This is a genomic window from Pseudomonas alkylphenolica (assembly GCF_000746525.1).
Classification (GTDB): Bacteria; Pseudomonadota; Gammaproteobacteria; order Pseudomonadales; family Pseudomonadaceae; genus Aquipseudomonas; species Aquipseudomonas alkylphenolica.
On sequence record NZ_CP009048.1, the window covers coordinates 3622785 to 3648022 of the forward strand.

Here is a 25238-nt window from a genome sequence, read left to right on the forward strand (position 1 = left end):
TTGCCCCGCGATCAAACCTCAGGCATGCACCCAGCGCCGATGCAGCCCGCGAGCCAGTGCATCGAGCATGAACCCGAGCACCCCGATCAACAGCACCATGGCCATCAACTCCGAGTACGCCAGGCGGTCACGGGTATCGAGGATGAAGTAGCCCAACCCGGCACTGACCCCGAGCATTTCGCACGGCACCAGCACGATCCACAGGATGCCGATCGCCAGGCGTACACCGGTCAGCACATGGCCGATCACCCCGGGGATGATCACCTTGCACAGCGTCTCCCAACGGGTGGCACTGAGGCTGCGGCTCAGTTGCAGCCAGCGTGGGTCGAGCTGACGCACACCGGCTGAGGTATTGAGCAGAATCGGCCACAACGCGGCAAAGGCCAGGAGGAAGTAGATCGGCTGGTCGCCCACGCCCATCAGCATCACCACCACCGGCATCCATGACAGCGGCGAGATCATGCGCAGAAACTGGAACGCTGGCGAGGTCGCCGATTCCAGGTGACGATAGCTGCCCACCAGCAAACCCAGCGGCACGCCAATCAGCAACGCCAGCAGCAAGCCGATCAGGATGCGCTTGAGGCTGACCCAGACATGCTCGTAGACCTCAGCCTGCCCCAGCAGCTCGACCAGACTGGCCAGGGTCGCCTCAGGCGAAAAGCGTGCCGACAGACCATCAGCCTCACCAAACAGGTGCACACCCAACCACCACAGCAGTAGCAACCCGAGCAAGCCGGCAGCCCCCAGGGCGCCATGCAGTACATGCTTACCCATCAGATCACAAACTCCTCGCTACGCTCGAAACTGTCCGGCAAGCCGAAGGCCTTGAGCCCCCCCACCGCCTCGATGCTTTTACGCACAAAACGGTCATCAACCAGGTCGCGGGCCGTCTGCTGCGGGTCGAGGCCGGCAAGGAAGCCGTTCTCACCTTCAATCAGGGTGTTCTGCAAGCGACGCACCAGTTCCTCGGTGTAGCTGGGGAACGGATACGGCTGGAAGTCGATGCGCTTTTCATCCCACTGCGCATGCTGGATCGCGCCACTGGCAATGTAGGCCGCACGGTCATCGGCAGACGGTGCCAGCACCTGGCTCAGCACCTGCGGGGTATGCGGGGTGTAACGGTTAGGTCCGGCCTTGGACAGCAGGGCGGCGGCTTCGGCGCGGTGATCGCGGGTCCACAGCTGGGCTTTGACGATGGCATTGACCACCTTTTGCGACCATTCCGGGCGGTTGTTGAGATCATGCTCGTGCATGAACACTACACAGCAGGCGTGGTTGCGCCAGATGTCACCGGTAAAGCGTTGCACGCGGCCGACCTTGAGGTCTTCGGCCAGGGCATTGAACGGTTCGGCAACGATGTAGCCGGCGATGCGCTTGCTGGCCAGGGCTGGCGGCATGTCCGACGGTGGCAGCACCACCAGGTTGACCTCGTTGGCGGCCAGTTGCGCGGTGGTCGGCTTCGAGACCGGCGTCAGGCCATGGTCGCGGAACAGCTGCTGCACCACCACGTTGTGAATCGAATACCAGAACGGAATTGCCACGCTCTGCCCGCCCAACTGCTTGACCTCGGTGATGCCCGGGGCCACGGTCAGGCCCGAGCCGCCGACATGGTTCCAGGCCACCACCTTGGCCGGTACCTTGCTGCCGTAGCGCGCCCAGACGGTCATTGGCGAGAGCAAGTGAATGACGTTGACCTGGCCGGAGATGAACGCCTCGATCACCTGCGCCCAGCTGCGCAGCAGCACCGGCCGTTCGGCCTTGATGCCTTCGGCTTCGAACAGGCCATTGTTATGGGCCACCAGCAATGGCGTGGCGTCGGTGATCGGCAGGTAGCCGATGCGCACCGGGGCGTCCGGATCGCTGGCAGCACGCGCCTGCAAACTGCTCAGCAGCGGCATGGCGCCACCGGCTGTCAGCAAGGCGCTGAGTTTGATGAAATCACGACGAGTGTGAGTGAAGTCGTCCAGGCACATGGGCAGTCTCCGACGGCAGCGGCAAGGGTTCAGAATCAGGTTCAGGAGTGCGGCTGGCCCGCCGAAGGGTTTTGAGGATGTCGATACGCAACGCGCCCAGTTCCTCGACCCGCTGCTCGCGTGGTTGCGGCAGGTCGATGTGCCATTGGCCGAGGGTGCGCGCCGGGTGGTTGCCCAGTAGCAGCACGCGATCGGACAGTAGCAGGGCTTCGTCGATATCGTGGGTAATCAGGACCGCCGCAGTGTTGTGCCGGGAGATCAACTGCAGCAACAGCTGCTGCATGTCGGCGCGGGTCACTTCATCCAGCGCGCCGAAAGGTTCATCGAGCAACAGCACCTGCGGCTGACGCGCCAGGCAGCGGGCCAGCGCGGTACGCTGGGCCATGCCACCGGAGAGCTGCGCCGGGTACTGCTCGCGAGCGTGCTGCAGGCCGACCGCCTCGATCGCGTGGTCAATCCGCGCGCGGCGCTCGCTGGCCATAAGTTTGGGCTGACGAGCGAAATCAAGGCCGAAGGCGACGTTCTTTTCCAGGCTCAGCCAGGGCAACAGGCTAGGGTCCTGGAACGCCACTGCCAGGCGCGGATGCGGCCCCTGCAGCGGCTCACCGAGCAGGCTGACGCTGCCACTGCGCGCTTGCTGCAGACCGGCCAGCACCCGCAACAGGCTCGACTTGCCGACACCGCTGGGGCCGAGGATGGTGATCACCTCCCCCGGCGCCAGTTGCAGGTCGAAGTCTTCCAGCACGCTCTGCCAGCCTTGCTCACGCGGGTAGCCAAGGCTGATTCCTCGGGCTTCAAGCAACACCTGGGTCATGCTGTCGACGCCTGCCGTTGCAGCTCGGCGCGCAACTGCACCAGGCTTGGCGTGACGATCGGCACAAATGCCGACTCGCGCCAGCGCCGCGCGAAGCCTGCGCCATAAGCACTCAGGTAGGCCTTGCCACCGCTGGCCTGCAATTCCAGCTGCACGGCATCGGCAGCTGTCTCGGCCAAGGTGATGCGCAACTTGAACAGCGCAGCGGGCTGGGTCAGGAAGCGCCCCTCGAGCAGGCCCTTTTTCAATTCGGCGACGGTGTTTTCCAGGCGTTCGCGCAACACGCTCAACGCTTCGCCGAGGAACGAACGCACACCTTGCAGGTGGCCTTCCACTTCATCCAGCGAACGCCGCGCCAGGCCGATGGCCATGCCACATTGCAGCCCCAGGAACGAAGGGCGAACCGCAGGCAGGAACTGCTTGGCGTTCTCGTGCAGCAGCCAGTCACGGCTGAGGGCGACCTGCTCGAAGTTCAACGCCGCGGTATTGCTCGATTGCAGCCCCATCAGCTGCAGGTCGTCCGAGCGGGTGAGCCCGGCAGCGTTATCCGGGATCGCCAGCACAAACGGTGAAGCGCCCTCTTCTTCAATTGCTGCCGCCACGACAAAACCACCCTTGCGCAGGTTGGTGACCCAGAACAGGCGTCCGTCGAGGGTCCAGCCGTGTGCATCGGCAAGGCCTTTGACTTGCAGCGCTTCGATGCCGGACAGGTACTTCATGGCGTTGGACAGCCCGGTTGCGCCGGCCAGCTCACCGCTGAGCAGTTTCGGCAACAAGCGCTCGCGCAAGGCGGTATTAGGACTGTGCAGCAGGTATTCGATAAAGGCACGCTGGCCCCAGAATACGAAGGCAGCAGCCAGGGAATGACTGGCGACGTTGGCCACGGTTTCCACCGCGTCGGCGACCGTGCCGCCACTGCCGCCCAGGGTTTCGTCGATACCGACGCGCAACACCTGCGCTGCGGCCAACTGCCCCAACACTGCCTGCGGGTCGCAGTGGCCCAGATCGAGGGCTTCAGCCTCGGCATCCAGCCAGGTGACCAATGCAGGATCGAGCATAGCGTTTACTCCTTTAAAAAAGCGCCAGCCTGCGCCGGCGCCAAGGGTTCTTATGCCGAAGGCTGCCAGCGGTACTTGCTCAGCTCGTCATTGAGCGGCGTCTGGGCGAACACATTAGCAAAGTTGCACAGGGTGGCGAGGCTCACACCGAGAATCACTTCCAGGGCGTGACCTTCGCCATAGCCGGCTTCACGCAAAGCGCTGTAGCCGGCATCGCTGACATTGCCACGGGTGGCGATCACTTCACGGGTGAAAGCGGCCAGGGCTTCAAGCTTTTCCTGCGGCAGTTCGCCGCGGGCGCGCAGAGCGTCGACCACCTCTTGCGGCAGCTTGGCCTTGTTCAGCGCCACGGCGGTGTGACCGGCCACGCAGAAGTCGCAGCCATGATTGGTGGCGGCCACCAGCTGCACCACTTCGCGCTCGGCCAGGCTCAGCTCGGCCTTGCCGTTGAGGGCCGAAACGGTGACGTAGGTTTCCAGCGCGGCCGGGGCATTGGCCAGCACGCCGAGCAGGTTGGGAATGAAGCCCGAGTTCTTCTGGGCGTTTTCCAGGAAAGGACGAGCGGCTTCAGGGGCGCTTTGCAGCGTGTGTAGAGTAACGCGCGACATGGAGTGGACTCCTGCATACTAGGGTGTCGCACAAGTCTGTTGGTTATAAGAAATACCTTCCATATTCTAGAGTCGTTATTACTTGCTTCTGAGTCTTTCCATTAGATGATTTCCTCCAGCCCACTTGTCGATTGGTTATTAGAAAGCCTTGAGCTAGACGCCAGCCTGTTCCATGTCGGGCGTTATTGCGGTGGCTGGCACGCCAGCACCCAGGGCCTGGCACGGGCCAGTTTTCACCTGGTGGTGCAGGGCCATTGCTGGCTGCACATAGCTGGCCAGCCCCAGGCCATTGCCCTGGAAGCGGGTGATGCAGTGTTCCTGCTGCGTGACCTTGAGTACCGGTTGTCTGGCACCGCCGACTGCGAACTGGCCCGCCAGCAACCGCGCATGGCCATGCTGGCGCTGGACCATAACGCCAGTGAGGGCGTCGGCCTGGTGTGCGGGTTCTTTCATTTCCAGCCGGGCCTGTCGTCGCTGATCATCGAAGGCCTGCCCGACTGGCTGATCCTGCGTGCTGGCGACCCGGCCCTGAGTGCCGCCACCGCGCTGTTCGAGCTGATCCTCGCCGAGTGCCAGCGCCAGCCTGCGCCCTCCTCGGCCTTGCTTGAGCGCCTGAGCCATCTGTTGTTTCTCTACGTGCTGCGCCAGCAGGTGCAGGCAGACCTGCCCATGGGCGGGCTGGTATCGCTGGCCCGCCACCCACAATTTTCCGCCCTGGTCGAGCAACTGATCGAGCATCCCGAACAGCCCTGGCCGCTGGAAAGCATGGCAGCCTGCACCGGGTTGTCGCGTTCGGCCTTCTTCAAGCGCTTCAGCGAACTGGCCGGGCAATCCCCCGGGCAAGTGCTGCTGGCCCTGCGCATGCGTCATGCCTGCCGGTTGCTCAAGGCTCACAACACCGTCGAACAGGTGTGCGCTGCCGTCGGTTACCAGTCCATCGCTGCCTTCACCCGCGCCTTCAGCAAAGCCATGGGCGTGCAGCCGGGTGCCTACCGACGCCAGCATGAGGGCCGCTGAGGCAAACTGCGGGCGGTAATCGAACACAAGCGAATTCCAGCCCTCAAGTCCATCCGGGCAGACTCCGATAGCAGACCACCCACCGCCGATTGCTCGGTACAGCGTGGTGCTGATAACAATTAAAAGGAGTACTGCCAGCATGTTCGCCGACCTGAAAATTCGCACCGGAATGTTCTGGGTGCTGTCGCTGTTCAGCCTGACCCTGCTGTTCTCCACCGTCAGCGCCTGGCGCGCGGCGGTGGGTAGCGATCAGCAGATCACTGAACTGGACCTCACCGCGCGCCAGTCGGACCGCTTGAACAACGCCCTGTTGATGGCGATCCGCGCCAGCGCCAACGTCTCCTCCGGCTTTGTCGAACAGAGTGGCGGCCACCACGACAGCGCCAACAAACGCATGGCGCTGTCCGCACAGCTGATCGACAACAGCCGCAGCCTGCTCGACGAATTGGTCAGTAATGCCCAGGACCCGGCACTCAAAGCCCTCGCCGTCGACCTGCAAAACACCTTCGGCAAATACGCCGAGGCCGTCGCTGGGCAACGCGAGGCGACCCGGCAGAACGACCTGCAACGCTACTTCATCGTCAACACCGAGGCCGGTAACGCCATGGCCCGCATGCAGGCCCTGCGCCAACAGTTGGTGGCGGCCTTGAGCGAGCGCAGCCAGCAGATCATGCTTGAATCCGAGCGCCGCTTGAGCGCTGCCAAGTTGCTGAGCCTGGCACTGGTCGTGGTCACCCTGCTGCTCGCCGTGCTGTGCTGGGGCTTTATCGCCCGCCGCGTGTTGCGCCCGCTGCTCGAAGCCTGCCAGCACTTTCAGCGTTTTGCCCAGGATGACTTGAGTGTGACCGTACAAGTCACCCGCCGCGACGAGATCGGCGAGCTATTCGCCAATCTTGCCCATATGCAACAAAGCCAGCGCGCCACCCTGAGTCAGTTCACCGGCTACGCCACGCAAGTGGCCCAGGCCGCCCAGGTGCTGGAGAACATCACCGAACAGAGCACCAACAGCCTGCGCCAGCAAGACCAGGAACTGGAACAGGCCGCCACCGCTGTGACTGAAATGACCACCGCCGTGGAAGAAGTCGCGCGCAATGCCGTCACCACCTCACAAGCGGCCAACGCCTCCAACCAGCTGGCCGAGCAAAGCCGTCAGCAGGTCAGCGACAACCTTGAGGGCACCCGCGCCATGGCCAGCGAAGTGCAGACCAGCAGTGAGCGCTTGCAGCAGCTGGCCGGGCAGATTCGTGACATCGGCCAGGTGCTGGATGTGATCCGCTCGGTGTCTGAGCAAACCAACCTGCTGGCGCTCAATGCCGCCATCGAAGCGGCGCGCGCCGGGGAAGCCGGTCGTGGTTTTGCCGTGGTTGCGGATGAAGTACGCACCCTCGCCTACCGTACCCAGCAATCGACCCAGGAAATCGAGCAAATGATTGCCGGGGTGCAGCATGGCACCGAGGCAGCGGTGGCTTCGATGCAGGCCAGCACCCAGCGTGCGCAGTCGACCTTGGGCATCACCCAGGCGTCAGGTCAGGTGCTTGAGGGGATCTACAGCGCTATCGGCCAGATCAACGAACGCAACCTGGTGATCGCCAGTGCGGCCGAAGAGCAGGCGCAAGTGGCCCGTGAAGTGGACCGTAACCTGCTGAACATTCGTGAACTGTCGTCGCGCTCGGCGACCGGAGCGCAGCAGACGCGGGAGGCCAGCCAGGCGTTGTCGGGGTTGGCTGCGGAGCTGACGGCGTTGGTGGCGCGGTTCAGGGTGTGAGCGATCGCGGGGCAAGCCCGCTCCCACCGGATCATACAATCCCAGTGGGAGCGGGCTTGCCCCGCGATAAAACCGCCTACACATCCACCAGAATATTGAACCCGCCAAAGATCAACCGCTGCCCGTCAAAAGGCATGGGATTCTTGTCAGGCTGCAAGCGCGGGTCTTCCATCATCTTCTTCATCCCGGCATCACGCACCTCGCGTGAAGGCCAGAGAATCCAGGAAAACACTACGGTTTCGTCCGGCTTGCATTTCACCGCCATCGGAAACGAAGTCACCTTGCCTTCAGGCACATCATCGCCCCAGCACTCGATAACGCGCTGGGCGCCACACGCCTTGAACACCACCGCCGCTTCCTCGGCATGCTGCTTGAACTTCTCGCGGTTGGCGGTAGGCACGGCAAGCACAAAACCATCGACATAAGACATGACCTTGACTCCTGCACAGGGATTGAATCGATCAGGTTGATCTGTGCAGTAGTCGATTGACTGCCGGGTGATTCGACAGCCCGAAACGCTCACCGACGAGCGGTCAGACTCAAGTGCTTTTTCGTTTCTGCGTCGCTTTTGCGTTTCTGTGCGACAGTTCGCACTTCAGGGGCTCCTCTAGTGATTCCTGCTGATGTTAGTTTGCAGAAATGCCTGCTTCTTGAAGCAGACACCTCCTACTCACTATCTGCAAAGGAATGCCTCCAGCAATGGACTTCTCACTCAAGCACCTGGCTGCCACTACCCTGATGCTGGCCAGCCTCGCGTCGTTCACCAGCCAAGCACACGCCAACATCACCCCGCAACAGAGCGCAGCCATCCTCAAGACCTTCAACGACGCTTCGGTGAAGGACTTCAGGCAGTTCCTTGGCAGCCTGGCCAAAAGCGATGTGGGCAAAACCGACAACCTCGGTGCGACCATCAGCGCCTTCCTCGACAACAAGACCCTCAGCGCTGAACAGCAGAACGAAATCCATCGCCTGCTCGGCCTTTATGCGCGGGTCAAATACGGCAGCGCAGCCACCGAAACCCTGCGCGAACTGGTGGCAATCCCGACCATGCGCGTCGATGGCGTTGCCCAGCACGAGAACCCCGAATTCATCAAGATCGCCGACAATATCAAAGCCCTTGCCCAGGCCTTCAACCTGAACTTTCGCAACATCGACAACCGTGTCTACGAGATCGCCCTCGAAGGCAGCGGCGACGAAGTGGTGGGCATCCATGCGCATGCCGATGTGGTCCCGGTGACCCCGGAAAACTGGGTACTGCAGGACGGCACCAAACTCGACCCGTTCAAAGTCACCCTGATCGGCGACCGCATGTATGGCCGCGGTACCGAGGATGACAAGAACGGCATCGTCGTAGCGCTCTATGCGATGAAGATCATCAAGGAAGAGCAGCTGCCGCTGGCGCGCAACTTCAAGCTGCTGGTGGACACCACCGAAGAGACCACTGGCGACGCCATCCCCTACTACTTCGAACACAACCCGATCCCCAACTACAACCTGGCGCTCGATGGCGGCTACCCGGTGGTGATTGCCGAGAAAGGCTACGGCACAGTCATGGCCAGCTTTCCTCGCCGTAGCGCAGAAGGCGAAGGCGCTGAAATCACTTCGATGACCGGCGGCCTGGCGACCAACCAGATTCCCTCGACCTCGGTCGCCACGCTCGTCACCGACAAGCCCGCAGAACTGGCCGCCAGTCTGCAGAAAGCCGGTGCGGACTACGCCAAGCAAAATGGCGGCAATTTCGGCGTGACCGCCAAGGTCGTCGGCAAAGACGTGCAACTGACCGTCACCGGCGTTTCCGCCCACTCCTCCGAGCCCGAATCCGGCGTCAACCCGGTGGCCCGGATGCTCGACTTCATCCACAGCCTCGACGGCAAGGTAGCGCTCAAACACAACCAGATCACCGACGCGGCCCGCTACGCCGCCGACAACTGGGGGCTGGACTACCTGGGCGGAAAACTGGGGGTTGGCTTCTCCGACGCCTTCATGGGGCCGCTGACCACCTCACTGACCTACGTCGGCATGGATGACAAGGCCTTCAAACTCGCGGTCAACCTGCGCGTGCCGGTCGGCAAGTCGCCTGAGGTGCTCAAGCGTGAACTCAGCGACAAGCTCGCGGCCTGGAGCAAGCAGTCCAAGGTAACCGTGGCCTTCGACACTTCGATCGCCGAGCCGATGTACCGCAACCCCGAGGGTGAATGGGTCAAGGCACTGCTGGCGGTGGCCAGTGAAAACCTGGGCATGGAGAAAAAGTTCGGCACCTCCGCAGGCGCCACGTCGGTGCATGAATTGCCTAATGGTGTGCAGTTCGGCCTGGCCATGCCTGACGTCAAATACACCGGCCACAATGACAACGAGTTCAAGACTGTTGAACAGTTCATGCTCGACCTGCAGATCGTGACCGAGATGATGGGCCGTATCGGGCAGATGCCGAAGCTTTGAGGCGCATGCGGACCCGTCATTGAGGCGGGCCCCTTGGCGGCGTGCGTGTTAGCTCAATTGAGCGATCAACACTGCATTGCTATAGATCAGGCTGCCATCACTGGCCCGGTGTCCAACCAGATGGAACTGACCGCGTTGATCCTCATCCAGATAAACGCGTAACTTGCAGTCGGCCAGTGGGCCATAACCCTCTGGTATGACCAGGTTCAACGCGGCCATATCGACATCAACCATGGCTTCAGGCTCGTGGCTGTTCTGCAGGCGCTCTTCGGCCTGCTCCAGCCTGGTATGGTTAGGGCCCAGAATGTCGAAGTGTATGTCTCCGACCGGAGTGGATTTTTGCTCGCCGTTGCGTTTGCACCAGCCTTCGATCGTCAGGGTACTCATGGCAGATCCTCATGATGTAGACCGTTTTGATCACTACTGAAGGTGTTGACCTCGGTGCAGGTTGAATCGTTCCTGATTTTCTCGGTTTGGACCGGCGCTCTGTGTTGTTGTCACTGCCCATCCCATGGGGTTACGCCCCAAGAGGCATGTCCAGAAGTGGCGGCGGTATGGTGGGACCAGCTTATGTCTCTGTAGCGGATAGCAAGGTGCTCCTGGGCTTCCTGGTCGTTCAGAAGCACCGAATGGGGCATCTCCAGCCGTTGGTCAACGATCAGCCCATCCCAGATCTTGATGGTGAAGTATTTTTCCTGATGACCGCTCAGGCTCAGGCGATAAAAGTTCAGCGTGCAGTCAACAACCTCACGACTGGCCACCGCTTGCGCTAACAAAGGGGTCGCCTTGTCGATGTACTTGATAATGATCAGCGGGTGATGAATCGCATGTTGGGTGTTGTCGAGATTGGAAAGGTTGTGGGCGAAAGAAAGCACCATGATTTCGTCACGGTGTGCGGATTGACACTTGTTGGCAATAGAGTCCAGGCCGGAACAGCCAGCGGAGATCAGTCCTTGTTTCTTGCCAGTGATTGAGAGATAGCCGTGATGAGCCAAAGTACGTACTCCTTGTAAGTAAAGCACGCAGACTATTACTTAAGTACGAGCCGGGTATGTCAGGCGTTTCCGAAAAGTGTTTCCAAGTTGTTACAAACAGCGAATCCAGGATGGCTGATTTTCAGAAACGTCCGACATACCTTTGGCAAAAAAACTCGTAGCCTGCGTGGTCCGCCTACAGGGAGTACGCAGCATGGCCTATAACTACTTCGCGTCGCTCAACCGCAAGTTCCAGGAACAGCCCTTCGCCCACCAATTCTCAAGAAGGAATGCGTGATGGCGAAGCCGAGCAACAAGTCGAAACTGAGCATGAATGACTTCTGGGAAGTCAGCCATGCCGCGGCGCAGTTTACCGGTTTCGCCTGCACGATCAGTGCGCGGCATCTGCAGGATGACCAAACGCGCATGCAGTTCAATCGTGAACTTGCTTATTTCGCGCGACGGGTGGTTCGGGATGTGGAAGAGCGGCGGCTGAGTCCACAGGAGGGACTGCGGGAGTTAAAGGCGGAGCAGCAGAGTTTGCTCAGTGAGTCGCATCGCATTGTCACCCAAACACTGGGTTTGATCGGAGGGACCGTTCAAGTCGCGTCTGGGGCCGGTATTTGCTATGGCTCAGTAGGGACTCTGTGCGCCCCCCTCGGAGCGCCGCTAATAATACATGGCGGTAATAATATCTATGAAAATGCAAGAAATCTTTACGAAAGGAGCCGCGATGTTGAAGGACCGGTGCGCAAAGCTTATCAGGGCGTCGCAAAACAGCTTGGCTACAGTGAAACTGAAGGCAATATGGCGTACTTGACGGGGGATCTTGCTATGTCTGGCGCTGGTTTGCTACGTCAAGCGTTGAAGCCTGACGCATGGCGGCTCTACCGTTATATTAAAACCGATCATGAGCGAGCGTACAAACAAATGAGTAAAAAGGCGCTAGCCATGGAGCTTTTGCTAGATGCACAGTCAGCACAACAACTTAATGCCGAGCGCAAAAAATGACTGAAACCGATTTTATTTTACTTGTGCTATTCAGTATTTGCAGCGTCAAAATCCTAAACTACGGCCTTAACAAAATACCCATGACAGGACCTAGGATAATCATTAGCCTAGCCTATAACGTCTTCATGGGCATAGCTTATCTTGACATCATCAAACAACGGAAACCAATCCTGCTTGAAATTGACCCAAGCAGAACTGATTACTATTTAGCAATCCTGTTCACCTCTGCAGCAATGGTTATTTTTCATTGCTGGGCGTTCCGACCTGAAGGATAAACATGTGTAGTAATTTTTATGGGGAGATGTGCACCGGTGGTCAACGTGGCTCTACATAGAATAACCGCAGGCCATCTCTATGGCGAACACAATAAATGAACATCATCGAATTTGCTTTCTTTGTACTCTTGAGCGCCACCGTTTCCTTGCTACTGAATCGTTACCCCATCAAACTAAGATTTGTTCCATGGAATATATTTATCAGCTTCATCTATAACGCCTTGATGATTGCATTTTATCTTGATGCTATAGAAAACAAGAATTTACTATTTTTTCAATTCGATCCAAGTTCCTTTGAGTACCACCCCGTAATCACTATAGTTTCTATGATTATGGTCCTCTTCCATTGGCGGGCGGTCCGAACCAAAGCATAGGTTTCAGCCCGCGTTTGTGAAGAGACGGTAGGAGCTGGCTTTGCCTGCGATGCAAGGCAAAGCCTGCCAAATCCAGCCAACCCCGTAGTCAATCTGTAACATCGTTTGGCTGCCCTGCTCCAACGCTTGAATCCCACCCCCAACCCCGTTACCCTCCTCTACGTCGCTGTAAATCCAGCGACCAGGTTTGGTCACCTGCGAGAAATCAAGGCGCACAAGCGCCCCATCCGATTCAGCTGGCGCTTTTTTTGTGTCTGCTGTTTCGTGTTATGGCGGCTGTGCGCGGGGCGCCTTCGTGCGCGCCGGGTTCCTTGATTCCCGGTTGACCAACCTGCGTACAGTCGCCACCCATCGTTTGGTCACGGTTCGTGGCGGCTCCACCAATCAAGGAGCTCCACAATGACAAAAATAGTCCCCGATCCCCCACCCACCACGCAAACCAGCACCACCTTCGGCTCCTGCAACGGCAGCCACGATCCGCTCTTCGCCGTCCGTGCCGGTGTTTCTTCCGAAGACGCCCTGGTCCACGCCTCCGTCCTGCTCAAAAGCGCCTACCAGACCAACGCCCACGCCTGTGACATGGTCAACGAAGAAGTGCGCGGCTTGCTTTGGGCTACGGAGCAATCGCTGGAGATGAGCCTGGCGCTGGTGGAAGCACTACTGGATGAAGTCGAAGCACGCTCGGCAACGGCGGCAGTACTGCGCCGTACCCAGCAGGCGGAGCAAGCCTCGGTGAAGTCTTAATCGCAGGTTGCTTCAGGGCCGCCGATGCGGCCCACCGCCCAGGCTACTGCGACAGAAAGCTGACCAACTGACGACCATGGGTACTGAGCGACTCCCACCCCTTGATGCACAGCCGCAGTTCAAGCGTCGCCCAGCCCTCTTCAAGCAGCACCACACGCACCGGTAGTTCTTGCTCCATACGCCGAGCCGTGGTCTCCGGCAGCATGGCAATCCCGGCACGCTGAGCCACCAGTTGGGCGATGGCTTCAAAGCTGGGCGCGCGTACGCGGATCTGCAGGGGCATGGCCAGTTTCATCGCCCGCTCTTCGACAAAGCGTTGCATGGCCCGCTCGGCCGGCATACCGATGAAGGGGTACCCCAGGGCATCGCGCAGACGCGTCTGTTCACGTTCTGCCAATGGGTGCCCGTTCGGCACCAGCATCACCAGCCGCTCGCTGCGAAACGGCAACGACAGCACCCCATCGCTGATAACGCTGCCGTCATATACGCCGATTTCACACTCGCCAGTGAGCACGGCACGCATGACATCAGCGCTGCGGTACTCGGTCAGTTGCAGATCGACTTCCGGGTAGTCGGCCAGAAACGAGCCAAGCACCGCGGGCAACAGGCTGCTGGTGGTCACGGTGGTGGCGGCCAGGCGCAGGGTGATGCGGCGTTGGCCGGCGAGCTCCTTTAAGGTGTCCTGCAGCTTTTGCGCTTCGCCAAGTACGCTGCTGGCAGCCTCCAGCACCAGCCGACCGGTCGGTGTCAGTTGCATGCCACCGGCCGTACGGGTGAATACGGTGATGCCGCAACGCTCCTCGAACAGGCGCAGGCGGGTGCTGGCGGCCGAGATAGCAACCGGGATGCTGGCAGCGGCCTTGCTCAGACTGCCGGAGGCGGCAATGGCGCTCAGCAGGCGCAAATCAGAGAGATCAAAGTGCACTTGGGGTTCTCTTTTGGCGAAGGCTTCGTTCTGGAAAATGCGATTCTGCGCTGCTTGCCTTCACTTTAGAATAACGCCTGTACCTTCTCCTCTGTCGGGCTGCTGATGAATAAATTACGTGGGTTTTGCCAGCGTTGCGTCGAAAACGGCAGCCTGTTTGCAGTGCTGTCGGCACTCGGTTTCAGCCTCAAGGCGATTTTCGTCAAGCTGTCTTATGCGGCCAGTCAGGTGGATGCAATCACGCTGCTGGCGATGCGCATGGGTTTGTCGTTGCCACTGTTTGCCTGGCTGGTGTGGGCCAGCCGCGGCCCGGCCAATGCGCCCATGACCCTTGCCGATGGTGTACGGGTGATGCTGCTGGGACTGTTCGGTTATTACCTGGCGAGCCTGTTCGATTTCTACGGGCTGCAGTACATCAGTGCCGGGCTTGAGCGGCTGATTCTGTTCACTTACCCGACCCTGGTGCTGGTGTTCCAGGCCATCGCCCTGCGCGAACGCCCTACCCTGCGCACCCTGGCGGCGATGGGTTTGTGCTACCTGGGCCTGGGCATCGCCTTCGTGCACGACGTCAGCGCCAACGGAATGGGCGGCCAGGTGATGCTCGGCGCGGCATGGGTGTTTGCCAGTGCGGTGACCTACGCGCTGTATTACTCAGGCACCGGCATGATGCTCAAGCGCATGAGTTCCATGCGCCTGGCCGGGCTTGCGGGCAGTGCGTCGTCGTTGATGGTGCTGGCGCACTATCTGCTGACGGCCGATACCCACCTGCTCTGGCAGCTGCCCTCTGCGGTATGGGTGTACGCGGCGTTGATGGCTCTGGTTTCCACGGTGTTGCCGATCTATTGGGTGGCGCTGGCGATTCAGCGCATGGGCGCCACCCATACCGCCGCGGTCGGTAATCTCGGGCCGGTGCTGACGGTGCTGGCGTCATGGGCTGTGCTCAGCGAAGAAGTCTCGCTGTACCAGATCATCGGGCTGGCCTTGGTGTTGTTCGGGGTGTCGCGGCTCAAGCCGGTGCGGGCCAAAGGCGAGACGCAAGTGTCTGGACAGGCCAGCACGGCGGCGCAAAAAACATAGGTGGGCAGATCAACTAGACTGCAAGGTTCGGGTGCTGAAATTTCCTGAATGCACCCGTTCCCCAACAGTAGTTACTGCCACCGAGTTGATCTGAGTACACACCGTCATGTGTAAGTCATGTGATTCAACTTCTTCTTCAAACACAACTGATCGTCGTCGTTTTCTTCGCATTGCCGGACTTGGAGCAGGTGCCCTGCTGCTGTCCGGTGCGCTGCCTGGCAGGTTTGTCACGGCGGCCGAAAAAACGGCTGCGCCCCCCAAACCGCAAAACGCAATCAACCCCGACCAGGCGCTACAACGGCTGATTGCAGGCAATGAACGCTATGTCAGCGGAAACTCGGACACACACGATTTCAAGGACGAGCGCGAAGCCTTGGTGTCCGGCCAGAACCCGTTCGTGGCGGTGCTCAGTTGTTCCGACTCGCGGATCGCCCCCGAATACGCGTTCGACACCGCACGCGGTGACCTTTTTGCGATTCGCGTGGCCGGCAACTTCGTCACCGGCGAAGGCCTGGCCAGCCTTGAGTACGCCGTCGCCGTACTCGGCACACCGTTGATCCTGGTACTCGGCCATGAAAGCTGTGGCGCGATCGATGCCGGAATCAAAGCGCTGAAAGATTCCACCGTGTTCCCCGGGCACATTCCGAAACTGACGGAGGCACTCAAGCCCTCTATCGAGAAGGTCCTCAAACAACCCGGCAACTTGATGGAAAATGCCACGGCGCAAAATGTCAAAGACTCGGTCCAGAGCCTTAAGGGCGCCACGCCCTTGATCACCGATGCGCTCGACAAGGGCAAGTTGAAAATCGTCGGCGGCGTCTATCGCCTGGCCACCGGCAAAGTCGAGCTGATTGCCTGACCCCGGACGCGGGCAAGGAAGCCCGGCTGACCGTGCGTCTACATTGTTTGTCCCCAGTCCCGGTTTCGGAGACCCAAGATGACCAGCAAGAATACGATTTGCCTGTGGTTTGACGGCACGGCGCTGGACGCTGCGACGTTCTACGCCAAGACCTTTCCGGACAGCACCGTGGTGGCCGTTCATCACGCGCCTGGCGACTACCCTTCGGGCAAAAAAGGCGATGTGCTGACGGTGGAGTTCACGGTGATGGGCATCCCCTGCCTGGGGCTCAACGGCGGTCCGATGTTCCAGCACAGCGAGGCGTTTTCGTTCCAGGTTGCCACGGATGACCAGGCCGAAACGGATCGCCTGTGGAACGCGATTGTCGGCAATGGCGGCGAGGAAAGTGCCTGTGGCTGGTGCAAGGACAAATGGGGGCTTTCGTGGCAGATCACGCCTCGCATCCTGACGGCGGCAATTAGCAACCCTGATCGGGCAGCAGCCAAGCGTGCATTCGAAGCGATGATGGAAATGGGCAAGATCGACATTGCCGGGATTGAAGCGGCGCTCAAAGGCTGAATCTGTGGGGCGACTGTGGTTGGATAGCGGCCACGGCACTATCCCCGGTGGGAGCGGGCTTGCCCCGCGATGCGATGTGACTGAAAAATCGCAATCGCGGGGCAAGCCCGCTCCCACCGATGGTGTGGCATCGTGGCTGATGAGTGACTACTGGCTGTACACCGTCTTTCCGCGGAAGACCGTCTGCAGCACTTTGGTGTCGGCGATTTGTTCGGGTTTTCCTTGCTCAACCAAGTCGAACAGGTTGCGGTCGAGAACGATGAAGTCAGCCGACTTGCCCGGCTCGATCGAGCCGATCAGTTGGTCCTGCCGAACCGCGCGGGCACCGTTGATGGTGTAGGCATCGAGCATCTGTTCCAGCGTCGCCGACTGCTCTGCATTGTAGGCCGGCTCACCAGGTATGGCGCGGGTAATGCCGGCGGCGATGTTCATGAAAGGACGCGGGTCGCGTGAGTCGACCGGCGCGTCACTGCCGGCGACCAGTACTGCGCCGGTTTTGGCAGAGCTTTGCACCGGGTAGATGGCGTTCCAGGTGTAACTGTTTTTGTTATAAAGCAGGTCGTTGATGTCCTGACCCTTTTTGCTTTTTTCCAGGAACGGTGTGATCAGCACGTCATAGTCGGGCTGCTGGTTGATCCAGGCGTAAGTGTAGGTGAGGTACACCCCGAGCTCGCCAAGGCGGCGTTGATCGTCCGGGTGGATGACCTGCAGATGGGCAATGGTATGCGGGATGTGTTTGTTGCCATTACGCTGACGGGCAGCTTCCAGGGCATCTACCGCGACACGCGTGGCGCGGTCGCCAACACTGTGGACGTGAATGCTGAAGCCATCGGCATCGAGGGCGCTGGCGTAGTTCTTGAAGTCTTCAGCCTTGTAATTGACGATGCCGTTTTTCTTCGAGTCTTCGCTGTCCTTGGTAACGGTGACAACCCCGGTGTCGGCGTTGAGCTTGAGGTGGGGGGTCTGATAGTTGTGCAGCATTCCGGCATTGGGTGAGAACGGCGGCGTGCTGAAGGAATCCCCTTCGAGCACACCGTCGGCAAATATCTTCACCGCATCGGCCTTGATCAACGGATTGTCCGCGAACGCAGCACGCACCTCCTGCGCTTTTTTCAGGTGCCCGGCAATGTCCACCTTGCCCTTGTAATCGTCGTCAATGAAGCAGGTGGCGGCGGTGACCCGCATGTTCAGCAGATCCTGCTTCTGCATCTTCACCAACTGTTCGCGGATGAAGTCATTGCTGCAAGCATCCTGAATGCTGGTGATGCCGCTTTGCGCCATGACCTTGGCCACCTCCGGCAAGATCTCGCCATAGACCTTTTCGCCGCGTGGATCGCCGGGCTTTTGCGCAAACATGTCGAAGTTTCCGACCGGAATTTTCTCTTTGGCCGCGTCGCGCACTACGCCGGTGTCCAGGCTGACGTAGGGCGCCAGCTCGGCGAACACACCACCCTTGGCCAGGGTTTTGGCAGTGAAGCCAACGCTGTTGCCCTGTTCATCCTCGGCCATGCTCAAGGCTTTGGAGTTGTAGGCGCTGGCATGGCCATCGACCCCGGACAAGATGATCGGATGGCCATCGGCGGCCGCATCGAGGGCCTGGCGGATGGTTTTGTAGTTGGCCGTCGGTTCATTGCCCTCATAGGGAACCCACTGATCGATCTTCAGCCAGGCACCGGGCTCGCTGGCGTAGCGCGGCAGGCATTCCTTCACCTTGCTGGCCAGCTGATCGAGGTTTACTGCCTTGCCTTCAAGGTCGCAGACATCCAGGGCGACGGTGCCCAGCACATGGATATGGTTGTCGTGCAGGCCTGGCAAAACCATCTTGCCGCCCAGATCGACCACCTGAAAACCTTGCTTGATGAAGGATTCCGCGCCCTCCCGGTTGCCGGTATAGACGAACCTGTCGTTGGCAACGGCGATCGCTTCGACCTTGCGGTGCTGGCCATCCTGCGTGTAAATCTCGCCGTTGAGGTACACCGTGTTGCTGCCGACAACTGGCACAGGCGTCTGGCTGCAGCCGCTGATCCCGGCGAGCAAGGCGATGGAGCAAAGCGTTAAGTGTTGTTTTTGTTTTAAGCGCATACCGTCTCCGATTAAATTACAGTAATTACTGTAATTTGCACTTCTACCAGCGTTGCCCATTGGCGTCAATCAGTGAGATTTGACTCGGTTGGACAAGACAATGTGAAATGCGCGCCTACTAACAATAAGGCTGTGCGTTCGATGACTTCGCTAGATTTGAAGATGCGCCGCGAGCCGCGCCAGCAACGCACCCTGGCGATCATCCAGAAGATTGAACAGGCGACGCTGGCACTGCTCAAGGAAGGCGGTATTGGCCTGCTCAATACCAACGCCATCGCCGAACGCTGCGACATTGACATCAAGTCGCTGTACCGCTTTTTCCCGAACAAGGAAGCCATCGTCTATCGCCTGGCCGAGCAGTGGCTGGAGGAAATACGCCGGCGGCAACAGGCGATTTATCAGAGCGATCTGGGCCTGGTTGAAATCTGGGACGCGCTCGATGACATGATCGACGGGATCGAGCAGCAGTTTTCCGGCTATGGCGCACTCTGGCAGGCCATGGATGTCATTCCGGCGTTACATGGCCTGGAGCAAGCGCACGAGACACTGCAGATCGACAACATGGTGGTGCTGCTCAGAAAGCACGGCTGCTGCTGGCCGCAGAAGGACATCACCGAACTGGCCAGGTATTTGTACCGGACCTGGGATGTGGTCAAGCAAGGCAGCATCGAGCAAGGCGAAGCGCGTGGGCTGATGTGGCGTGCGCATAAAAAGTGGCAGCATCGCCTGCTGTTGTCGGCGGTTAAATGCCGGGACAGTGCCGAGTTTGAACAGGGTCTGGCAGATTAAGCCAGCACCGACGAATCCAGGGAGCGACACATGACATTGACTGTCGACAGTTTGGTCAGCATCGCCATGACCAACCCTATAAACGCCGAGCTTGCTGCACGTTTGCCAGCGTTGGGCCTGAGTCAGTGCATGCTGACGGCCGGCTGTCTTTTCCAGGCGGTCTGGAATCATCAGGCGAACCAGCCAACGGCGTGGGGCATCAAGGACTACGACGTTTTTTACTTCGACGATGACCTGTCCTGGGCGGCCGAGAACGAGGTCATCAAGGCCGCTCAACAGCTGTTTCAGGACCTTGGGGTGAATGTCGAGGTGAAGAATCAGGCGCGCGTTCATCTCTGGTACGGCGAGCGCTTCGGCAGGCCGTATCCTCAGCTGATGTCAGCCCGAGACGGAGTTGATCGTTACCTGATTGCCGGTACCTGTATCGGGCTGGATGTCGGGAACGGTGAGCTCTATGCACCCTACGGCCTGACCGACATTGAACACGGGCTGCTACGGATCAATCCGAACAATGCACAGCCTGATCTGTTCGAGCAAAAGGCAAAAAGCTACCAGGCGCGCTGGCCGTGGCTGAAGATAATCACTCCATGCTGACCCTGGTGGGTGGGAGCGGGCTTGCCCCGCGATTGCGATCTGTCAGTCACATCCTATCGCGGGGCAAGCCCGCTTCCACCGGCCACAAATCCGCTTAGCCTAGTTCCGGCAGGCTATAGCGTTCGGCAAAGTACTGGCGGAAAAACTCCACCGCCACCCGCACCTTGGCCGAGCTGGCCAAGGGCGAGGTGTACACCGCCCAGATATCCGCCGGCTGATGATAGTCGCCCAACACCTGAACCAAGCGCCCGTCTGCCAGGCTGTCATGCACATCCCACCACGAACGTAGCAAGATCCCGCGCCCATCCAGACACCACTGGTGCGCCACTTCGCCATGGTTGCTCGACAGGCTGCCGGTCACCCGCACGCTTTCCTCGCCATTGGGCCCTTCCAGTTGCCAGATGCCGAAAGGATGGTCGCGTTCTTTGATCACCAGACAATCATGGCTGCCCAGCTCAGCCAGCACTTTCGGCGTTCCACGCCGCGCCAGATAGGCCGGTGAGGCGCACAGCACCCGGCGGTTCTTGGCCAGCGGCTTGGCAATCAGATTGGGCGAAATCGTGTTGCCGACCCGGATATCCAGGTCGACGCCCTCTTCGATCAGGTCGACCAGGCGATCATGAACATCCAGACGAACGTCCAGACGCGGATAACGCTCGGCCAGCTCCGACAAGGCCGGCGCCACAAAGCGCCGCCCCAGGCCCAGGCTGCTGGCAATGCGCAGCTGACCTGTAGGCTCGCGGTGCTGGGCGCTGATGTCGTCACCCATGCGCTGCACCGCATCGAAGATCTGCTGCGCCCATTGGTAAACCCGCTCGCCCTCCTCGCTCACGGTCACCCGCCGGGTGGTGCGATGCAGCAGGCGCACCTCAAGGGTCTGCTCGAGCACACGTATGCGTTTGCTGATGAACGCGGCGGACATCCCCAGTTCGTCGGCCACGGCGGCAAAGCTGGCGCGTTTGGCCACCTGAAGGAAGATATTGAGGTCGTCGAGGCTCGGAAGATTATTCACGTTTCGTGTTCTAAGAATCTATGAATGGCGAGATTATCTCTGAATGAAGCCCTTATAGCATGGTCCGCACCTGTTCCCTAGACAACGAGTGCGCCCCCATGAGCAAGACTTTCAGAATCGCCGCCATCCCTGGTGACGGCATCGGCATCGAAGTTCTCCCCGAAGGTATCCGCGTGGTCGAGGCCGCTGCGCGCAAGCATGGTCTGGACATCAGCTTCGAATTCTTCGAGTGGGCCAGCTGCGATTACTACCTGGCCCACGGCAAGATGATGCCGGATGACTGGTTCGAACAACTGAAGGACTTCGACGCCCTGTACTTCGGTGCGGTCGGCTGGCCGGACAAGGTCCCGGACCACATCTCGCTGTGGGGCTCGCTGCTCAAGTTCCGCCGCGACTTCGACCAGTACGTCAACATTCGCCCGGTACGCCTGTTCCCTGGCGTGCCCTGCCCGCTGGCCGGCCGCGAGCCGGGCGACATCGACTTCGTGGTAATCCGCGAGAACACCGAAGGCGAATACTCGTCCCTGGGCGGACGCATGTTCGAAGGCACCGAAAACGAGTTCGTCCTGCAGGAATCGGTGTTCACCCGCCGTGGTGTCGACCGCATCCTCAAGTACGCCTTCGACGTGGCCCAGACCCGCGAGCGCAAGCACGTCACCTCGGCGACCAAGTCCAACGGCATGGCCGTGAGCATGCCTTACTGGGACGAGCGCACCGCCGCCATGGCTGCCAATTATCCGGAAATCAGCTGGGACAAGCAGCACATTGATATTCTCTGCGCCCGTTTCGTGCTGCAGCCGGACCGCTTTGACGTAGTCGTAGCCTCGAACCTGTTCGGCGACATCCTCTCCGACCTCGGCCCGGCCTGCGCCGGCACCATCGGTATCGCGCCATCGGCCAACCTCAACCCCGAGCGCAAGTTCCCGTCGCTGTTCGAGCCGGTGCACGGCTCGGCCCCGGATATCTTCGGCAAGAACATCGCCAACCCGATCGCGATGATCTGGTCCGGCGCGCTGATGCTCGAGTTCCTCGGCAACGACGGTGCCGACCCACGCTACCGCGCCGCCCACGACGACATCCTCAAGGCCATCGAGCAGGTCATTGCTGCCGGTGACACCACCCGCGACATGGGCGGGCAGAAGTCCACCCAGGAAGTGGGCCGGGCGATCACCGCACTGATCGAAGGTTGATGGGACGGGGCCGATTGTCTGAATTGTCGGACAAGACGGCCCTTTTCCTCTTGCGAGCGGCACAGATTGCATGCAGAATCTGTTAACCCAAAGATTCACGTTAACCTTCAGTTAACAACCAAGGAAGGAGCGTTACCGCAACACCCCGGAATGCCTGCCGGGTATAGATAAGTACGCCAACGTCCAGGAGACGATGATGTCGCACAAAAATAAAAAGATTGATGTGTTCCTGATCACCGTGAGTTTGATTGCCGTGCTGCTCACCGTGATAGGCCTTGCAGCCTTCCCCGGCGAAGCTGAAAGCGCGGCCAACCAGTTGTTCGAACTGTCCACCCGGACCTTCGGCACCAGCGTTCAGGTGTTGGTGTTCGGTAGCTCCCTGGCCGTGCTTTACCTGGCCTTCAGCAAATACGGCAATATCCGCCTGGGCAGTGGCAAACCCGAGTACGCCACCGCGACCTGGGTGTTCATGTTCATCTGCGCCGGTATGGGTTCCTCGACCCTCTACTGGGGCGTCATGGAGTGGGCCTACTACTACCAGACCCCTGGCCTTAACATCGCTGCCGCTACCCCTAAAGCCCTCGAATACAGCGTCAGCTACTCGTTCTTCCACTGGGGCGTCAGCGCCTGGTCGATCTACGCCCTGGCTTCGCTGGCCATGGCCTATCACTTCCATGTGCGCAAGAAGAGCGGCCTGAACCTGGCCTCGATCGTCGAAGCGGTCACCGGCTTCAAGGCCACCGGCCCGGTTGGCCGTACCGTCGACCTGATCTTCCTGCTGACCATGATGGGCGCCCTGACCGTGTCGCTGGCCCTCACCGCCTCGACCCTGACCCGTGGCCTGCATGACCTGACCGGCACCCCGGACACCTTCACCGTGCAATTGATGGTGATCGGCGCCGTGGCGGTGATGTTCTCGCTCAGCTCCTACATCGGTATCGATGGCGGTCTGCAGCGCCTGAGCAAGATGGTCTGCATCGGCGCCCTGGTGTTTGCCGGTGTGGTGCTGCTGGTCGGCCCGACCCAGTTCACGATCAACAACACCGCCAACTCGATTGGCCTGATGATCCAGAACTACGTGCACATGAGCCTGTTCACCGACCCGGCCGGCGACGGTGCCTTCACCCGCAACTGGACGGTGTTCTACTGGCTCTGGTGGGTGTCTTACGCTCCGGGCGTGGCGATGTTCGTGACCCGCGTTTCGCGTGGCCGGCAGATCAAGGAAGTGGTCATGGCCCTGCTGCTCGGTGGCAGCTTCGGGTGCTGGTTCTTCTTCGGCGCGCTGGAAAGTTACAGCATGCACCAGTTCATTACCGGTGCCGTGGACGTGCCGAAAATGCTCAGCGAACAAGGCGGCGAATCGGCGGTGACCCACCTGTTGCTGGCCCTGCCGTGGGGTCAGGTATTCCTTGGCGTCTACCTGTTCATCATGGCGATCTTCTGCGCCTCGCACATGGACGCTGCAGCCTACGCGGTGGCGGCCACCAGCACCCGCAACCTGCGTGAAGGCGACGACCCGACGCCAACCCATCGCCTGTTCTGGTGTGTGGTGCTGACCCTGGTGCCGCTGGCCATGCTGTTCGCCAAAGCCTCGCTGTCGACCATGAAAACCGCTGTGGTGCTGACTGCGATCCCGTTCATGGTGATCCTGCTGGTGAAGATCTACGGTTTCTTCAAATGGATGATCGAAGACTACGGCCAGGTACCGGCCTACCGCATTGAAGAAGAGGCGGCGCGCATGGCGGGTGAGGAACCGCAACACCAGGCCCCGCGCAGCGCTGCTGCCGTGCACTAAACAACCCCTGTGGGAGCGGGCCTTGCCCCGCGATGGATGGTGGCTGACACACCGCAATCGCGGGGCAAGCCCGCTCCCACACAGCAGCCAAATTTTTTTGCCTGACTTGTTAACTGATAGATATGCGTTAACTGATAACTAAAATAACCGAGCTTGAGAGACCCGATCATGAATGACTTCAAACGCCTGCCCGCCGATTTCTGCGCCAACGCCGAAGAGGCTTTCACCATCCCTGCCAGTTTCTACACCCAGCCGGCAGTGTTCGAGCACGAGAAAGAAAACATCTTCGCGCGCAGCTGGATCTGCGTCGGCCATCGCAGTGAAGTGGCAGAAAACAACGCCTACATCACTCGCGAAGTGATCGGTGAGAGCATCATCGTCGTACGCGGTCGCGACAGTGTGCTGCGCGCCTTCTACAACGTCTGCCCGCACCGCGGCCACCAGTTGCTCAGCGGCAGCGGCAAGGCCAAGAACGTCATCACCTGCCCATACCACGCCTGGACCTTCAAGCTCGACGGCGACCTGGCCCACGCACGCAACTGCGACAACGTGGTGAACTTCGACAAAGAGAACTCGACCCTGGTGCAGCTGCGCGTCGAAGAATACGCAGGCTTCATCTTCATCAATATGGACATGGAAGCAGGTTCGGTCGAAGACCAGCTGCCAGGCCTGCAAAAACGCATGCGTGAAGCCTGCGCGGTGATCGACGACCTGCACCTGGCGGCACGCTTTGTCAGCGACACCCCAGCCAACTGGAAGTCGATCGTCGACAACTACCTCGAGTGCTACCACTGCGCCCCGGCCCACCCAGGTTTCGCCGACTCGGTAGACGTTGGTCAGTACAGCCACAACCTGCACGGCAACTGGACCCTGCAATACGGCCTGGCCAAGCCTTCCGAGCAGTCGTTCAAGTTCGACGAGAGTGTCAAAGACCCGTCCTTCGCCGGTTTCTGGGCCTGGCCGTGCACCATGTTCAACGTGCCGCCAGGAGCGAACTTCATGACCGTGATCTACGAGTTCCCGGTCGATGCCGAAACCACCCTGCAGCACTACGACATCTACTTCCTCAACAAGGACATCACTGAGGAGCAGCAGAAGCTGATCGACTGGTACCGCGAAGTGTTCCGTCCGGAAGACCTGCGTCTGGTGGAAAGCGTGCAGAAAGGCCTGAAGTCCCGCGGCTACCGTGGCCAGGGCCGGATCATGGCCGACCGTGAGCGCAGCGGCATGAGCGAACACGGCATCGCCCACTTCCACAACCTGATCGCCGTTGCCCACCTCAACGACTGATAACCACCGCCGCCG

24 protein-coding genes are annotated in these 25238 nt (G+C 60.0%); 13 read left to right on the forward strand and 11 right to left on the reverse strand.

Translation table 11 applies throughout. From position 1 onward, the window contains the following. Positions 1 to 18 precede the first annotated feature (18 nt). Genes PSAKL28_RS16580 through PSAKL28_RS16600 form a run of 5 tightly spaced genes read right to left on the reverse strand, consistent with a single transcriptional unit; the run spans position 19 to position 4453 of the window. On the reverse strand, positions 19 to 774 hold the full coding sequence (locus PSAKL28_RS16580) for an ABC transporter permease (protein WP_038612567.1): 756 nt from the start codon (positions 772 to 774) through the stop codon (positions 19 to 21). Further along, positions 774 to 1973: an ABC transporter substrate-binding protein gene (locus PSAKL28_RS16585; RefSeq protein WP_038612570.1), complete on the reverse strand. Its 1200-nt coding sequence runs from the start codon at positions 1971 to 1973 to the stop codon at positions 774 to 776. Before PSAKL28_RS16585 ends, PSAKL28_RS16580 begins: the two co-directional genes overlap by 1 nt. Beyond that, on the reverse strand, positions 1939 to 2787 hold the full coding sequence (locus tag PSAKL28_RS16590; RefSeq protein ID WP_038612573.1) for an ABC transporter ATP-binding protein: 849 nt from the start codon (positions 2785 to 2787) through the stop codon (positions 1939 to 1941). Before PSAKL28_RS16590 ends, PSAKL28_RS16585 begins: the two co-directional genes overlap by 35 nt. Then, positions 2784 to 3845 carry an acyl-CoA dehydrogenase family protein gene (locus PSAKL28_RS16595; protein WP_038612576.1) on the reverse strand — a complete coding sequence of 354 codons (1062 nt, stop codon included), beginning with the start codon at positions 3843 to 3845 and terminating at the stop codon, positions 2784 to 2786. Before PSAKL28_RS16595 ends, PSAKL28_RS16590 begins: the two co-directional genes overlap by 4 nt. A gap of 50 nt (positions 3846 to 3895) precedes the next feature. After that, positions 3896 to 4453: a carboxymuconolactone decarboxylase family protein gene (locus PSAKL28_RS16600; protein WP_038612579.1), complete on the reverse strand. Its 558-nt coding sequence runs from the start codon at positions 4451 to 4453 to the stop codon at positions 3896 to 3898. Positions 4454 to 4558: 105 nt separating this feature from the next. Here PSAKL28_RS16600 and PSAKL28_RS16605 point away from each other — a divergent pair, with 105 nt between their 5' ends. Both PSAKL28_RS16605 and PSAKL28_RS16610 read left to right on the forward strand, forming a co-directional pair. Beyond that, positions 4559 to 5470, forward strand: a complete 912-nt coding sequence (locus tag PSAKL28_RS16605; protein ID WP_038612582.1) for an AraC family transcriptional regulator — start codon at positions 4559 to 4561, stop codon at positions 5468 to 5470. A gap of 139 nt (positions 5471 to 5609) precedes the next feature. Continuing rightward, positions 5610 to 7235: a methyl-accepting chemotaxis protein gene (locus PSAKL28_RS16610; protein ID WP_038612585.1), complete on the forward strand. Its 1626-nt coding sequence runs from the start codon at positions 5610 to 5612 to the stop codon at positions 7233 to 7235. A 76-nt stretch (positions 7236 to 7311) separates the two neighbouring features. Here the strand turns inward: PSAKL28_RS16610 and PSAKL28_RS16615 are convergent, their stop codons facing one another. Next, the gene (locus PSAKL28_RS16615; protein ID WP_038612588.1) at positions 7312 to 7665 is read right to left on the reverse strand and encodes a DUF1428 domain-containing protein; all 354 of its coding nucleotides are present in this window, start codon (positions 7663 to 7665) and stop codon (positions 7312 to 7314) included. 269 nt (positions 7666 to 7934) lie between these two features. On the opposite strand from PSAKL28_RS16615, the gene PSAKL28_RS16620 reads away from it, so the two are divergent. Beyond that, positions 7935 to 9674, forward strand: a complete 1740-nt coding sequence (locus PSAKL28_RS16620) for a dipeptidase (RefSeq protein WP_038612591.1) — start codon at positions 7935 to 7937, stop codon at positions 9672 to 9674. A 48-nt stretch (positions 9675 to 9722) separates the two neighbouring features. On the opposite strand, the gene PSAKL28_RS16625 is transcribed toward PSAKL28_RS16620, so the two are convergent. Both PSAKL28_RS16625 and PSAKL28_RS16630 read right to left on the reverse strand, forming a co-directional pair. Further along, positions 9723 to 10061 (reverse strand): hypothetical protein, encoded by a 339-nt coding sequence (locus PSAKL28_RS16625; RefSeq protein WP_038612594.1) that lies wholly within the window; start codon positions 10059 to 10061, stop codon positions 9723 to 9725. A 110-nt stretch (positions 10062 to 10171) separates the two neighbouring features. Then, positions 10172 to 10669 (reverse strand): Hcp family type VI secretion system effector, encoded by a 498-nt coding sequence (locus PSAKL28_RS16630; protein WP_038612597.1) that lies wholly within the window; start codon positions 10667 to 10669, stop codon positions 10172 to 10174. A 276-nt stretch (positions 10670 to 10945) separates the two neighbouring features. Here PSAKL28_RS16630 and PSAKL28_RS16635 point away from each other — a divergent pair, with 276 nt between their 5' ends. Then, positions 10946 to 11659 (forward strand): DUF4225 domain-containing protein, encoded by a 714-nt coding sequence (locus PSAKL28_RS16635; RefSeq protein WP_038612601.1) that lies wholly within the window; start codon positions 10946 to 10948, stop codon positions 11657 to 11659. 1048 nt (positions 11660 to 12707) lie between these two features. Then, positions 12708 to 13052, forward strand: a complete 345-nt coding sequence (locus PSAKL28_RS16655) for a DUF6124 family protein (protein WP_051939445.1) — start codon at positions 12708 to 12710, stop codon at positions 13050 to 13052. Positions 13053 to 13095: 43 nt separating this feature from the next. On the opposite strand, the gene PSAKL28_RS16660 is transcribed toward PSAKL28_RS16655, so the two are convergent. Then, positions 13096 to 13977 (reverse strand): LysR family transcriptional regulator, encoded by an 882-nt coding sequence (locus tag PSAKL28_RS16660; protein WP_038612611.1) that lies wholly within the window; start codon positions 13975 to 13977, stop codon positions 13096 to 13098. A gap of 105 nt (positions 13978 to 14082) precedes the next feature. Between PSAKL28_RS16660 and PSAKL28_RS16665 the strand changes: the two genes are divergently transcribed. From PSAKL28_RS16665 to PSAKL28_RS16675, 3 genes are all read left to right on the forward strand, one after another. Further along, the gene (locus tag PSAKL28_RS16665) at positions 14083 to 15054 is read left to right on the forward strand and encodes a DMT family transporter (RefSeq protein ID WP_038612613.1); all 972 of its coding nucleotides are present in this window, start codon (positions 14083 to 14085) and stop codon (positions 15052 to 15054) included. Positions 15055 to 15160: 106 nt separating this feature from the next. Then, positions 15161 to 15913: a carbonic anhydrase gene (locus tag PSAKL28_RS16670; protein WP_038612615.1), complete on the forward strand. Its 753-nt coding sequence runs from the start codon at positions 15161 to 15163 to the stop codon at positions 15911 to 15913. Positions 15914 to 15991: 78 nt separating this feature from the next. Beyond that, complete coding sequence (locus PSAKL28_RS16675; protein ID WP_038612617.1) at positions 15992 to 16471, forward strand: VOC family protein; 480 nt, start codon at positions 15992 to 15994, stop codon at positions 16469 to 16471. 147 nt (positions 16472 to 16618) lie between these two features. Here PSAKL28_RS16675 and PSAKL28_RS16680 read toward each other — a convergent pair whose 3' ends face one another. Beyond that, complete coding sequence (locus tag PSAKL28_RS16680) at positions 16619 to 18553, reverse strand: amidohydrolase (protein ID WP_038612619.1); 1935 nt, start codon at positions 18551 to 18553, stop codon at positions 16619 to 16621. Positions 18554 to 18694: 141 nt separating this feature from the next. On the opposite strand from PSAKL28_RS16680, the gene PSAKL28_RS16685 reads away from it, so the two are divergent. Both PSAKL28_RS16685 and PSAKL28_RS16690 read left to right on the forward strand, forming a co-directional pair. Next, on the forward strand, positions 18695 to 19342 hold the full coding sequence (locus PSAKL28_RS16685) for a TetR/AcrR family transcriptional regulator (protein WP_075226560.1): 648 nt from the start codon (positions 18695 to 18697) through the stop codon (positions 19340 to 19342). A 30-nt stretch (positions 19343 to 19372) separates the two neighbouring features. Then, positions 19373 to 19936, forward strand: a complete 564-nt coding sequence (locus PSAKL28_RS16690; RefSeq protein ID WP_038612625.1) for a nucleotidyltransferase family protein — start codon at positions 19373 to 19375, stop codon at positions 19934 to 19936. Between the two features lie 94 nt (positions 19937 to 20030). On the opposite strand, the gene PSAKL28_RS16695 is transcribed toward PSAKL28_RS16690, so the two are convergent. After that, the gene (locus PSAKL28_RS16695) at positions 20031 to 20948 is read right to left on the reverse strand and encodes a LysR substrate-binding domain-containing protein (RefSeq protein ID WP_038612628.1); all 918 of its coding nucleotides are present in this window, start codon (positions 20946 to 20948) and stop codon (positions 20031 to 20033) included. A gap of 98 nt (positions 20949 to 21046) precedes the next feature. Here PSAKL28_RS16695 and PSAKL28_RS16700 point away from each other — a divergent pair, with 98 nt between their 5' ends. The 3 genes from PSAKL28_RS16700 (at position 21047) to PSAKL28_RS16710 (ending at position 25223) form a co-directional block, all read left to right on the forward strand. After that, the gene (locus PSAKL28_RS16700; RefSeq protein ID WP_038612630.1) at positions 21047 to 22138 is read left to right on the forward strand and encodes a tartrate dehydrogenase; all 1092 of its coding nucleotides are present in this window, start codon (positions 21047 to 21049) and stop codon (positions 22136 to 22138) included. 196 nt (positions 22139 to 22334) lie between these two features. After that, positions 22335 to 23933 carry a BCCT family transporter gene (locus PSAKL28_RS16705; RefSeq protein WP_051939447.1) on the forward strand — a complete coding sequence of 533 codons (1599 nt, stop codon included), beginning with the start codon at positions 22335 to 22337 and terminating at the stop codon, positions 23931 to 23933. Positions 23934 to 24101: 168 nt separating this feature from the next. Next, complete coding sequence (locus tag PSAKL28_RS16710) at positions 24102 to 25223, forward strand: aromatic ring-hydroxylating oxygenase subunit alpha (RefSeq protein ID WP_038612633.1); 1122 nt, start codon at positions 24102 to 24104, stop codon at positions 25221 to 25223. Positions 25224 to 25238 lie beyond the last annotated feature (15 nt).